Annotated in this window: 10 protein-coding genes; 7 read left to right on the top strand and 3 right to left on the bottom strand. The window is 59.3% G+C overall.

Going from position 1 to position 12156, the window contains the following annotated elements; genetic code table 11:
• The 3 genes from tssK to tagH are packed head-to-tail and all read right to left on the bottom strand — an operon-like array spanning nt 1 to nt 3507.
• Nucleotides 1-1335, bottom strand: a complete 1335-nt coding sequence (gene tssK, locus AAE514_RS05035; protein WP_347330424.1) for a type VI secretion system baseplate subunit TssK — start codon at nt 1333-1335, stop codon at nt 1-3.
• A gap of 20 nt (nt 1336-1355) precedes the next feature.
• Nucleotides 1356-1847, bottom strand: coding sequence for a type VI secretion system lipoprotein TssJ (tssJ, locus tag AAE514_RS05040; RefSeq protein ID WP_347330425.1), 492 nt, complete (start codon nt 1845-1847; stop codon nt 1356-1358).
• 34 nt (nt 1848-1881) lie between these two features.
• Nucleotides 1882-3507 carry a type VI secretion system-associated FHA domain protein TagH gene (gene tagH, locus AAE514_RS05045; RefSeq protein ID WP_347330426.1) on the bottom strand — a complete coding sequence of 542 codons (1626 nt, stop codon included), beginning with the start codon at nt 3505-3507 and terminating at the stop codon, nt 1882-1884.
• A gap of 415 nt (nt 3508-3922) precedes the next feature.
• Between tagH and tssA the strand changes: the two genes are divergently transcribed.
• From tssA to tssG, 7 genes are all read left to right on the top strand, one after another.
• Nucleotides 3923-5032, top strand: a complete 1110-nt coding sequence (gene tssA / locus AAE514_RS05050; RefSeq protein WP_347330427.1) for a type VI secretion system protein TssA — start codon at nt 3923-3925, stop codon at nt 5030-5032.
• 57 nt (nt 5033-5089) lie between these two features.
• Nucleotides 5090-5620 (top strand): type VI secretion system contractile sheath small subunit, encoded by a 531-nt coding sequence (gene tssB / locus AAE514_RS05055; protein ID WP_347330428.1) that lies wholly within the window; start codon nt 5090-5092, stop codon nt 5618-5620.
• Nucleotides 5610-7103, top strand: a complete 1494-nt coding sequence (tssC, locus tag AAE514_RS05060) for a type VI secretion system contractile sheath large subunit (RefSeq protein WP_347330429.1) — start codon at nt 5610-5612, stop codon at nt 7101-7103. The genes tssB and tssC (AAE514_RS05060) overlap by 11 nt, the downstream gene beginning before the upstream one ends.
• 67 nt (nt 7104-7170) lie before the next feature.
• On the top strand, nt 7171-8688 hold the full coding sequence (gene tssC / locus AAE514_RS05065) for a type VI secretion system contractile sheath large subunit (protein ID WP_347330430.1): 1518 nt from the start codon (nt 7171-7173) through the stop codon (nt 8686-8688).
• A gap of 25 nt (nt 8689-8713) precedes the next feature.
• Nucleotides 8714-9211 (top strand): type VI secretion system baseplate subunit TssE, encoded by a 498-nt coding sequence (gene tssE / locus AAE514_RS05070; protein ID WP_347330431.1) that lies wholly within the window; start codon nt 8714-8716, stop codon nt 9209-9211.
• Nucleotides 9204-11030 carry a type VI secretion system baseplate subunit TssF gene (gene tssF, locus AAE514_RS05075; protein ID WP_347330432.1) on the top strand — a complete coding sequence of 609 codons (1827 nt, stop codon included), beginning with the start codon at nt 9204-9206 and terminating at the stop codon, nt 11028-11030. The genes tssE and tssF overlap by 8 nt, the downstream gene beginning before the upstream one ends.
• Nucleotides 11021-12148 carry a type VI secretion system baseplate subunit TssG gene (gene tssG / locus AAE514_RS05080; RefSeq protein ID WP_347330433.1) on the top strand — a complete coding sequence of 376 codons (1128 nt, stop codon included), beginning with the start codon at nt 11021-11023 and terminating at the stop codon, nt 12146-12148. Before tssF ends, tssG begins: the two co-directional genes overlap by 10 nt.
• Nucleotides 12149-12156: the final 8 nt, after the last annotated feature.

Below are 12156 nucleotides of genomic sequence, written 5' to 3' on the forward strand. Positions count from 1 at the left end.
TTATTGCCGAATGGCCCAAAATTCCATTTCCAGTCCGGGGAAGTCCCCACCCACATGCAGGGCAAAACCACCGGACATGGACATTTCCTTCCAGAAGGCACTGCGCTTCTCCAGCTCGAAATACGCATAGCCGGAACGGAAGGGAATTTGCCGCGGCGCCACAGGCAGGGGCTTGATTTCGATGCCCGGCATGGCGGCGTTCACCAACTGGCGAATGCGCTCCACCGGACCGATCTTAATCTGCGCCGGCAGGCGGGAACGCAGGGTTTCCTCGGCCACATCCGCTCGAACCGCCAACACAAAGGAGGCTGAGTTCAACAGGCTGCGATCTGGAACCTCGGCCACGCGAATACCGTACTTTTTCTCCTCCATCGGCAGCGAAATGGCGGTTTGTTCGTACACCATCGAAAGGTAGGTACGCAGGGTGCTCATCAGGGGCAGAAATGTCTCCTGCAGCTGATCGTGCCGGTAAGGAGCGAAATCCGGTGGACGCTTGTCTTTCGCCACGAAGGTGGACAACTCGCCGGCCATTAACAGCAGTTGCTGAAACATAATGACCGGGTGCAGGTTACGAACTTGTGCCAGGTGATTAATAAGTGGCTCAAAGCGGTTGATCATCTGCAGCATCATGTAATCGGCGATTTCGGCGGTACCGCCGCGCCGCGCGTCTGCCAGACGCCCCGCGATGGCCTCTCCGCGGTGATGCAAGAGCCCACCCAGCTCCGGCAGAAATCCGCCGAGCTTGGCGGCGGCCGAGACATCCAGGCAGGTAGGCAGATACTGGTCATCCACCAGCACTTTGTGATCGTCGCGAGTCTCCGCTATGCGAAGGACTCCGATGCAGGCGTAACCACTCAGGTCTTCGGTTTCCAGCATCAGCCGCAAACGCAGCTTGCCGACATCCACCGGCCGGGTATCCCCGCCTTCGGAGGTCACATCGCGGGCACTGACTTCGGAGACGTAGTAGCGGGCCAGCGCCTGGGTATCGTCATCCCGGGAAACGTCCACGGCGCCCGCCCGGCGCACCGGTACCGCCAAGTACACGAGCGTGTTGTGCAGACCTTCCGGCAATTCCAGTACAGGCGGCGCATCGTCCACTTCGGGAAAGTTAAACGGTGTCCCATCGGGGAACACCCCCTGGCCCTGCAATATCGACAGTTTGCCCAGGTTCAACAGCTGCTGATCCAGCTCCCAGGACTGTAGCCCCCAGCCATAGGCGCCCAGCGCGCTGCACTTGGCATCAATGTAGCGCTCCACGTAGCGGTCGTACTGCTGGAAATGCTGGGGATTTAAAAACATTCCCTCGGACCAGATCACCTTGCTGCTCAGTGACATAAGACGTTCCCTATTCCCGATTAATTAACGACGGAGAGTTGATTGCCGGAGACGCGTATTTGCAGGGTATCCCGAAATACATTGCGCGAGGTCACCGGCACCACAACTTTATAGACCGAATCTTCAAACTGGAAAAACTCCGCCATGACGCCGACATAGCGGGTACTGCTGTCCAGCACCAGCTTGTGGGAGCGCACTTCCCCCGGCACGAGCCTGGGCAGCTGCCGACGCTGAACCAGGGTATCCCCCAGGGCCGACTGATCGCGCTCGTAAAGCTCGATAAAATCGGCTTGCTCAAACGCCTCCTTCGAGTTCAGCTCATACACGCGCAGAAACACCGGAGAGGGGGACCCCTGTACATCCGGGTTAATAGTCTGAGCCGCCTCCAGAGTGAGCTTCAGGTCCGTTTGCAAGTTGAGCATGCCGCCTACTTTGCTCTCGCGGCTGGAGCAGCCTGCCAACGCCAGGGCCACAAGGGCCAGCAGCAGGAAACAGCGATTCAAAACGCACATAGCGATAGTCCTTCTACAATATCTGTCGGAAGCATTAGGAGGAGCGTAGCGATGACAGGCGCCGCAGCTGTTCCTGATACGCCTGTACAAACTCGTCTCCGAAAATTTGCTGGAATGAGCGCTCAATATTGTCGCTCAAATCCCGGTAATACCCCTGGTATTGCTCCCAGTAACGGGCGCGCCTGAGCGCCCCCACGGGGCTGCGTTTGCCCTGCTGGTCAAACCGGGCTTCAAGTCGCTCGTGATCAAAATCCCGCAGCATGTGCTCGAAGGCGCTTCGCATGCCGGCGATCATGGCCAGCTGGTGCTCGGCGATCTCCTGAAACCCTTCCCGTACCGCCGACAAGGGCTCTTTATAAGCCTGAGACCGGCGGAGGAAAATGTTGTCGAGCGCCTCATCCACATCCGCGGAGAACTTCAGCGGGTTGTTCTCCACCGGCTGAATGGTAGTGACGTTCATTCGAAATTCGTTTTTGATGCTCGCCCGCGAGCGCAAAACCTGCATCATGCCATCCACGACTTCGCGCATCATTTTGCCCATCAACGGCAGCAGTTCGGCGCGCTCCTGCTCCGACAGACGGTCAACGTCCAGCCCCATGGCCGCAAACAGCGCGTCACTGTCCCTGGCGGTCGGCGCCGCTTTGTGACTCGGCTTGTGGCTCTGCGCTCCCGGGCGCGGAATCCGAGGCGGCGGCTCGGGCGGCTGTTCGGGTTCAAAAGGCGGTTCGGGCTCACTCACCGGCTCGGGCCGGGGCGGCTCGGCCTGAAACGGTTCCGGGCGAGACGGAGCCTGATGTGCCTCGGTAACCTGAGGTTTTTGAGGGGCCGGAGGCACCGGCGCTTCAAATGCGGCGGCCCCGCTCTGGCCCCAGTCATCCTGGCTCGGCTCATCCTGAGGCCAGGCCTCGCCTGAGCGTTCGTCCGCCTCCATCCAATCATCCGGAATCAGGTTCTCCGGCTTGGACTCGGGCCACGAGAGGGCTTCAGCCCCCGGGTCCTGTCCGCCGAACAGGTCACTTCCAGAGGCCGGCGGGTCGGCAAACGGCCCCGGCGTGGCCTGATGGCCCCCGGAGAACCCGTCGTTGTCGGAAAACGGCGCATCCCAGTCTGACGCTGGCATGTCGCTGACCGGCGCCGGGGTGTTCACTCCATCCAACAGCTGCAAGGGGTCCAGAGAGTCGTGCCCACTGACGGGGGGTTGCTCGGGCATCGCCCCGAAGGGGTCGCTCTGGAACGGGTCGTCCGGCACGACGGGAGCCTCCGCGGGCGGCACGTCTGGCGTTGCAAACGGCGAGTCGGCCGAAGCAAACGGCGTATTCTGGGCGCCACTGTCCATCCCCGCCGCCAGCTCCACCGCGAAGCAGTAATCCCCCACTTCAATCACGTCACCGTGATTGAGAGCGGCCGCTGTCCCCTTCCCCAGTGGCTCGGGCGAACTGTTTAGGAAGGTTCCGTTGGTACTCCAGTCCACAATCTGGAACTGGCCATCGAGGTGAACAAACTCACAGTGCCGGCTTGAGAGAATACGCTCCGGGTCCGGCAACATCAGGGTATTGTCCGGGCCGCGACCCAAGGTGCCGCCCGCCTCGTCAATTGCGTGAACCGTCTGGGAAGGAGAAGTGCCGTCCGGTGCTTTGGTTATCCTGAGGTGTAGAGTCATCCAAATGTCATCCCGAAATTATCCGTTTTCTTTAGTGGTGAAATGTGCGCCAAGCAGGGTGCTTTTTCGCATTGCCTCTGAATATTGGGGTCAGTGTGCCACAATTCTGTTGTTGGACGGAATTGTACAACAGGTTTTCCGCCATTCGGGAACTAAAAAATTGCACTCGGTCACATTTTTCGACATTAACTCAAATTTTCGTTGGCAATTTCATCAGAAACGTTTAAGTTTACCGTCGCCGTATGATAGTTTTCCAAATCGCCGGGGCACCACAAGAGGGAGCTTTATGTTTATTAATGCGACGGATGGCCACCGCTCCATCTCAGAAAACCACGGAACCACCTTTATAGTCACCTTCACTCCAAGGTCGGAAGCGACAGGAATTTGCGACACACAAAAGGGAAGATAAAAGGCAATGGCTTCACCGAACGCAATTGAACTAGACGCCTTACTGGCTCCCATCTCGGACGAGACGCCCGCCGGCGACGACGCCCGTGCCGATGCGTCTCCCCAGTCCCTATACCAGACACTCAAGCGTGAGCGCGCCAGCGCCCGGGCCGCCGAGCGCCGAAGCGTGCACGACGGCGACTCCCATGAGGCCGATGAGCACTGGCGCGAAGTCCTGACGCTGGCCCCACAGGTTCTGAAAGAACAAAGCAAGGACCTGGAAGTGGCCAGCTGGTACACCGAAGCGCTGGTGCGCAAGTACGGCTTCCAGGGCCTGCGCGATGCCTTCGCCCTGCTCCACGGGCTGGTCGAGCAATACTGGGACGACCTCTACCCGATGCCCGACGAGGATGGCCTTGAAACCCGCGTGGCACCGCTGTCCGGCCTTAACGGCGAAGGCGCTGAAGGGGTGTTGATCGCCCCTATCCGGAAGGTGCCCATCACCGAAGGCCAGCCTCCCGCGCCATTCAGTTTCTGGCAGTACCAGCAGGCGCTCGACATCCAAAAATTGGCCGACGAAGACGCCCGCCAGGCCAAGGAAGACAACCTGGGCTACGGCATTACCGATATCGAAAAGGCGGTCCTGGAGTCCTCCGATACCTTTTTTACCGACCAGCTGGACGACCTGGACCAGGCCCTGGAGCACTTCCGCGCCTGCCACCAGCTGCTGGATGAGCACTGCGGCATCGACACGGCCCCGCCGGCGCGCAACATCCTCGATGTGCTCGAAGAGTGCCGCGGCGCCATCAATCACCTGGGGCGGGACAAGTTCGCCGCCGCCAATGAAATAGAAGAAGCCGAGGAGGGGGGGGAGCAAGACGAAGCAACCCCCGGTTCCGAGGCCCCCAAAGCCCCGCGCAAAGGCGGCATGACCCGAGAAGAGGCCTTCCGTCAGCTGCGGGAAATTTCCGAGTTTTTCCGGAAAACCGAACCCCATTCACCGGTTTCTTACGTCCTGCAGAAGGCGGTCAAGTGGGGCAATATGCGCTTGGACGAGCTGATTCAGGAGCTAATACCGGATTCATCGTCTCGCGCGCATTACAGCGAGCTTACGGGAGTGGAAGTCGAAGAAGACTAACACCTCCTGATTGCAGGAACCGAAACGACCCAAACCACTGACAGAGGATTAGGGATTATGTCCGAGAGTATCCACGACAAACTCAAGCGCGTGCGCAAGCCGCGTGTTCACATTACATACGACGTTGAAACCAACGGTGCCATTAGCGAAAAGGAGCTGCCCTTTGTCATGGGCGTCATGGGCGATTACTCCGGCGACAACACCGAAGGTAAGAAGTCACTCAAGGATCGCAAGTTCTCCCAGATTGACCGGGACAACTTCAACGACCTGATGGGCAAAATTAACCCCAAAGCCAATTTCAAAGTTGACAACAAACTCGAAGGCGATGGCAGCGAGATGAACGTCGATCTGGACTTCAACCGCATGGAAGACTTCGAGCCGCACCGTGTTGTGCAACAGGTTGAGCCCCTGCGCAAGTTGATGGAAACCCGCAACAAATTGCGCGACCTGCTCACCAAGGCCGACCGGTCGGAAGACTTGGAAACCTTGTTGGAAAACGTCCTGAGTGATACCGAAGCCCTGTCGGCGCTGTCCGGCGAGCTGGGTGTCGGCGAGGAGAAAAAGGAGGAAGCGAAAGATGGCGAATAATGAAGAGCAACAAGCCGTAGATCAGGCGGAAAGCGAAGTCGAAGAGGTTAGTTTCCTCGAGCAGGCGATTACCGCGACCCGCCAGACCCCGGCCGACGAAACTCAGGATCTTCTGAAGACCCTGGCTCAAGAAGCCATGTCCGGCACGGTTAAGTGGGACAAGAACCTCACTGTTACCATCAACAAGGCCATTGCCGCCGTGGACGAACTGATGTCCACGCAGCTGTCGGAGATCATGCACCATGAGAAGTTCCAGAAGCTCGAAGGCTCCTGGCGTGGTCTGAACCACTTGGTGATGAACTCCGAAACCGGATCCCAGTTGAAAATCCGCATGCTCAACCTGAGCAAAAAGGAACTGACCAAGGACCTGGAAAAAGCGGTTGAATTTGACCAGAGTCAGATTTTCAAGAAAATCTACGAGAGCGAATTCGGCACCGCTGGTGGACAGCCCTACAGCGCCCTGATTGGCGACTATGAATTCTCCTCCCATCCGGATGACATCTCTCTGTTGAGCCAGATGTCCAACGTCGCGGCGGCGGGCTTCTGCCCCTTCCTGTCGGCCGCCGCTCCGGAAATGTTCGGCTTTGAAGACTATACCGAGCTGTCCAAGCCGCGGGACCTGGAGAAAATCTTCGATTCCGCCGAGTACATCCAATGGCGCAGCTTCCGCGAAAGCGACGACGCCCGTTTTGTCACTCTGACCATGCCGCGCGTTCTGGCCCGGCTGCCCTACGGCAGCGCCACCAAGCCGGTGGAAGCGTTCAACTTTGAAGAAGTCGCGGTGGGCGAGAACGGCCAGCACCTGGCCACCGAACACGACGACTACTGCTGGATGAACGCGGCCTATGCGCTGGGCACAACCCTGACCACCGCCTTTGCCGAGTACGGTTGGTGCACCAGCATCCGCGGTGCCGAAGGCGGCGGCCGGGTCGACAACCTGCCCAGCCACACCTTCGTCAGTGACGATGGTGACGTCGACCAGAAGTGCCCGACAGAGATTGGCATTACCGACCGCCGCGAAGCGGAGCTGAGCAAACTGGGCTTCCTGCCCCTGTGTCATTACAAGAACACCGACTATGCCGTGTTCTTCGGTGCGCAGACCACGCAAAAGCCGCCCAAGTTCGACTCCCCGGAAGCCACGGCCAACGCCGCCATTTCCGCTCGCCTGCCGTACATCATGGCAACCTCGCGCATTGCCCACTTCCTGAAAGTGATGGCCCGTGACAAGGTTGGCTCCTTTATGGAAGCCGGCGAAGCCGAAGAGTGGCTGAACCGTTGGATCGGTAACTACGTGAACGGCAGCCCCGGCGCAAGCGCCGAGATGAAAGCACGCTTCCCGCTGGCGGAAGCCCATGTGGAAGTGAAAGAAGTCCCCGGGCAACCCGGCGTCTTCAATGCCGTCGCTTGGATGCGGCCCTGGTTGCAAATGGAAGAGCTTACCGCCTCCCTGCGCCTGGTAGCCAACATCCCCAAAGCGGGCTAAGTGCGCCGACTAAGTGGCGGCCGCCTGGCCGCCACTGCTTTCAACTGACAGGACTCTGATCGACGCAATGTCAACGAACCTTGCCGAAGCCTCCGCGCGCGCCTCTAATTCATCTGGCGCGACCGTCAGCCTGGAGACCGTGTGCGAACAGCGCGCGCATCTGACCGGGCTCGATGACTTTTTGGCGGAAACGGATGCCCGGCGTGCGCTGGCGTACTTCCTGGCGGAAATGGCGCCGGCCGGTCCCGTGGACAGCACTCAGGACATTAAGATCCTGGTCAATCGGACCGTGGCCCGAATCGATCGGATGATTAGCGATCAGATCAACGCGATTTTGCACCACTCGCACTTTCAGGCCCTTGAGGCCTCCTGGCGCGGGCTTTGGTATTTGGTGTTGCAAGCCGAAGGGGCGCGCAACATCAAGATAAAGGTGCTGGACATGCACTGGTCAGAAGTTAGCCGGGATATCGACAAGGCCCTGGACTTTGATCAGAGCCAGCTCTTTCAGAAAATCTACAACAACGAGTACGGGCACCCGGGGGGCGAGCCGTTTGGCGTACTGATCGGTGACTATCAAATCAGCCACCGGCCGAGCCCCAATCACCCCTACGATGATATTACCACGCTCGAGGGGCTCTCCCAGGTGGCCTCGGCGGCCTTTGCGCCGTTTGTAGCCGGTGCCGCCCCAGAGCTTTTTGGCGTGGATGATTTTTCCGCGATGGGCAAGCCGATCAACCTCGAAGCGGTGTTCTCCCAGGAGGAGTACATCCGGTGGCGCGCCCTGCGGGAGAAATCCGACTCGCGCTTTGTCGGGCTGACACTCCCCAGAACATTGATGCGCCGCCCCTACCGCACCCAAACCGGTAGTTTTAAAGGGGTGCCCTTCCGGGAAGAAAAAGGCGGGCGACACGGCGGTGGTTACCTGTGGGGAAACGCCGCCTACGCCTTCGGGGGCGTGCTCATTCGGGAGTTTGCCAACGTGGGCTGGTTCGGCCACATCCGCGGGGTGCCGCGCAACCACATCGGCGGTGGGCTGGTCACCACCCTGCCGGTGGATTACTTTGATGCGGACGCCCACAATCAAGTGCCCAAGCCACTGACGGACGTGGTCATAACCGACCGGCGTGAACGGGAGCTGGCCGAGCTGGGGTTTATTTCTCTGTGCCAGTGTTACCAAACGCCGTTCTCGGCGTTTTACAGCAACGCTTCCATCCAGAAGCCCAAGCGCTCCGCCGACCAGACCGTCAACGCGAAGCTATCGGCCATGTTGCAGCATGTGCTTTGCGGGTCCCGCGTGGCGCACTACATCAAGGTCATGATTCGGGATAAAATTGGTGCCTTTATCAGCGCCGACGAATGCGAGCGCTTCCTGCGCCAGTGGCTGTTTCGCTATACCACCGGCCGGGAAGACCTGGAATGGGAAGAGCAGGCCCGCTACCCGCTAAGAGAAGCGGCGGTTCGGGTCAACGAACACCCCGAACGGCCCGGGCAATACGCCTGCATCATTCATCTAGTGCCGCACTATCAGGTGGACCAGATGGTATCGGAGCTGGAGCTGGTAACCGAATTGGTACAGGCCCGTTGATTCAGGGAAAGGGAGTTAATACACAATGAGCTATGTAGAGAAAACCAAACAGCTACGGCCGTCCATTCTCGACCGACTGATCGACCATGAACCGGAAGCGACGCGGGAGCCGCCACTGGGCCGCCACCAGTACCTGACCGACCTGCGCCAGAGCGTGCGCCGGGACCTGGAAAGCCTGCTCAACAGCCGCTACTGCATGGTTTCCCCGCCCGAGGAGCTGACCGAGCTGGAGCACTCACTGCTCAATTACGGCCTCCCCGATCTGGCCACCGTCAATATTTCCAACCCGGAAAAGAAGCAGGCGTTTGTGCGTGAACTCGAACGCATCCTGCGCGACTATGAGCCGCGCTTCAAAAGCGTCAAAATTACGCATCTGGAGAACCGCGAAGGCACGGATCGCACCTTGCGCTTTCGCATTGATGCCGTGCTCTGGGCCGACCCGGCGCCCCAAAGTGTCGTTTTCGACTCGATTCTCGAGCCGGTCTCACGCAGCGTTAACGTGAAGGAGTCGCTCCATGGCTGATGAACTGCTGCCCTACTACGAGCGGGAACTGGCTTTTATCCGGCAGATGGGCGCGGAGTTTTCAAAGGAAAACCCGAAGATCGCCAGCCGACTGGGCATTTCTTCCGAGACCATTGAAGACCCCCACGTCTCCCGCTTGGTGGAAAGCTTTGCGTACCTTAACGCCCGCATCCAACACCGGCTGGATGATGACTTTCCGGAATTCAGCGACGCGCTGCTGACGACGATGTTCCCGCATTACCAACGCCCGATTCCGTCCATGACCATCGTGCAGTTCGAACCGGACCCGGAGCAATTGGACGCACCGTTTCAGGTGCCCAAAGGCACGGCGTTGGACACGCGCCCGTTCAAGGGCGAAAAGTGCCGGTTTACCACCTGCTATGACACTGAAATGGTACCGGCCCGGTTGACCGAAGCCCAACTGATGGGGCGACCCTTCGCCACGCCGGGCTCGGACCGGCTGCGCGGCGCCGCCAGCGTGCTCAAGCTTCGCCTTGAGCCATTCTTTGAGAATGGCAACCTCGCCGAAGGCTTGCCCGGGAAGCTGCGTTTCTATCTGAAAGGGCAATCCCAGCATATCCATCCGCTGTACGAACTTTTGGTCAACCAGTGTGAAAACGTCGTACTCAGCGATGGCGGCTCTCACCCGGTGTTTCTAGGGGCCGACGCCATTCACCCCGTGGGGTTCGAGCCGGACGAGGGGCTTCTCCCGTACCCCGACAACGCCTTTATCGGCTTCCGGTTGTTGACGGAGTACTTCGCCTTTCCGGAAAAGTTTCTGTTTATCGATATCGAGGGTATCGATTTGAGCCGGCTTTCTCCCGAGCTGCCCGCGCTGGAACTCTACCTGTACTTACGCGAAGCTGATGTCGAACTGGAACACCACGTGCGGGCCCGGAACTTCGTAATGGGAGCGACGCCGGCGGTCAACCTGTTCGAGCACCAAGCCGACCCAATTGAGCTGGACCACCGCCAGTACGAATACCAGATTCTACCGGATGTTCGCCGCCCCGCCGGCTTTGAAATCTATTCGGTCGATCAAGTAATCGCCGCCGATGCCTACGGGAAAAGCGCCGAGTACCGCCCTTTTTACGGTCTGAATCACGACCGGGACTATCATCAGGACCAGACGTTCTGGTTTGCTCAGCGCCGCCATGCCAAACTTAAAGCGAGCCAACGCGACGATGGCACCGACGTGTATCTGAGTCTGGTGGACCTGGACTTTGCCCCCAGCGTCGCCCGGGAAAAAACGCTCATGGTTCAGACCACATGCAGCAACCGGGACCAGCCGGCGCGTCTGCCGTTCAACAGCAAGGAACCGCAGCTTCAGTGTGCCGATGGCAGCCCACCCAGCAAATCCATCCGCTGCTTGACCCAGCCCACCGAGACCATTCGTCCGCCGTTGGGCAACAGCGCCCGGTGGCGGCTGCTGTCCCACCTGCAGCTCAACCAACGTTCATTGAGTGGGCCCGATGCCAAGCAAGCGCTACAGGAAATGTTGCGCCTGTACGACTTCAAACAAACCTCGGCGCACCGGTCATTGGTGGAGGCGATTGTCGACCTTCAGATTCGCCCGGTGAATGCGCCTCTGCATATTGCCGGTCGTCCCACCCTCTGCCGAGGAATGGAAGTGACCTTGACGGTCGATGATCGCATGCTCTCGGGCATTAGCCTGTGCTTGTTTACCCAGGTGGTAGAGCACTTTTTTGCACTCTACTGCTCCATCAACTCCTTTAGTCAGGTGCTGATTCGACGCAAGGGTCACGACGGTTTCTATAAGCGGTGTCCCATTCGAGCGGGAGGCCGACAATGTCTGTAATTGATCAGCTCAAAGCCGCGCCGGAAGACTTTTCGTTTCTGCAAATCTTGCGTTTGCTGGAAACCCACCACGCGGAAGGCCGTGAGGACACCCGGGAACACCGCCTGGCCACCGTGGCCCCAGCCGTGGATTTTCGCCCACCCGGCCAGGAGGCGGTGCGGCTGAGAAGTCAGCACAGTTTGAGCTTTCCGGCCGCCGAGGCCACCGACCTGCAGTACCACAATGAACAGTGGACGCTGCAGTGCAATGCCTTTGGCCTGGACGGCGCCGTCGGCCCCCTGCCCTTTCACTACACGGAGCTATTGCTGGAGCGGCAAAAAGCAAAAGACCCGGCACTGGCGCGCTTCCTGGACCTGTTCAACCACCGCAGCGCCAGCCTTTACTGGCGCGCCGCCAGCAAATACAAACTGCCCCTGGAGTATGAGCGGGCACGCCGACACCGCGGGCACGGCAAAACCATTGACCGACACACCGAAGTTTTGCTCTCCTTGCTCGGGCTGTCACCCCGCCTGCTAAGAGACTCGGGCGAGCTGCCGGCCGAGGCGTTGATTTATTACGGCGGGTTGCTCAGTCAACAAGTGAAAACCGCCAGCAACCTGGAACAGATGGTTCGCGGGTATTTTCGGGTGCCCGCCAAGGTGACCGAATTTTCCGGCACCTGGTGCGACGTGCTGCCCAGCATGCGTTGTCGCTTGCCGACGCTCACCGAACCCAAGGGACAAAACAATTGCCTCGGCCGAAGCACGCTGCTGGGACAAAAATCCTGGCTGGCGCAAAACAAAGTCGACCTGACCATTGGGCCACTGGACCAAACACAGTATCAACGGTTTGCCCCGGGCAGCCGGGCACTGAAGGCACTCAACGAGCTGAGCTCACTTTACCTGGGCGTGGACAACCAGTTTGATATTACGCTGGATGTAAAAACCAGCGCTCTGCCCCGCGATATGGCCCTGGGCGGAGGCGCCCCCTCGCGGCTGGGCTGGGACAGTCGGCTGCCACAAAGCATTTATCGAGCGCCCTCTTCGGAGGAGACGCTCAAAATTCCCGTTTCCGGGTCCACCGGAAATGATTCTTCTCTGAACTCAACCGCCAATGGAACCGACCGCGACGCGGCCTAACCAAGGAG

The sequence above is a fragment of the Marinimicrobium locisalis genome (assembly GCF_039822625.1).
In the GTDB taxonomy this organism is placed as follows: Bacteria; Pseudomonadota; Gammaproteobacteria; order Pseudomonadales; family Cellvibrionaceae; genus Marinimicrobium; species Marinimicrobium locisalis.

What these genes read in the sequence shown, in the direction of transcription:
- tssG (WP_347330433.1), top strand. Translation starts at nt 11,021, where the DNA reads ATGTCTGTAATTGATCAGCTCAAAGCCGCGCCGGAAGACTTTTCGTTT.
- tssE (WP_347330431.1), top strand. Translation starts at nt 8,714, where the DNA reads ATGAGCTATGTAGAGAAAACCAAACAGCTACGGCCGTCCATTCTCGAC.
- tssB (WP_347330428.1), top strand. Translation starts at nt 5,090, where the DNA reads ATGTCCGAGAGTATCCACGACAAACTCAAGCGCGTGCGCAAGCCGCGT.
- tagH (WP_347330426.1), bottom strand. Translation starts at nt 3,507, where the DNA reads ATGACTCTACACCTCAGGATAACCAAAGCACCGGACGGCACTTCTCCT.
- tssA (WP_347330427.1), top strand. Translation starts at nt 3,923, where the DNA reads ATGGCTTCACCGAACGCAATTGAACTAGACGCCTTACTGGCTCCCATC.
- tssJ (WP_347330425.1), bottom strand. Translation starts at nt 1,847, where the DNA reads ATGTGCGTTTTGAATCGCTGTTTCCTGCTGCTGGCCCTTGTGGCCCTG.
- tssF (WP_347330432.1), top strand. Translation starts at nt 9,204, where the DNA reads ATGGCTGATGAACTGCTGCCCTACTACGAGCGGGAACTGGCTTTTATC.
- tssC (WP_347330429.1), top strand. Translation starts at nt 5,610, where the DNA reads ATGGCGAATAATGAAGAGCAACAAGCCGTAGATCAGGCGGAAAGCGAA.
- tssC (WP_347330430.1), top strand. Translation starts at nt 7,171, where the DNA reads ATGTCAACGAACCTTGCCGAAGCCTCCGCGCGCGCCTCTAATTCATCT.
- tssK (WP_347330424.1), bottom strand. Translation starts at nt 1,335, where the DNA reads ATGTCACTGAGCAGCAAGGTGATCTGGTCCGAGGGAATGTTTTTAAAT.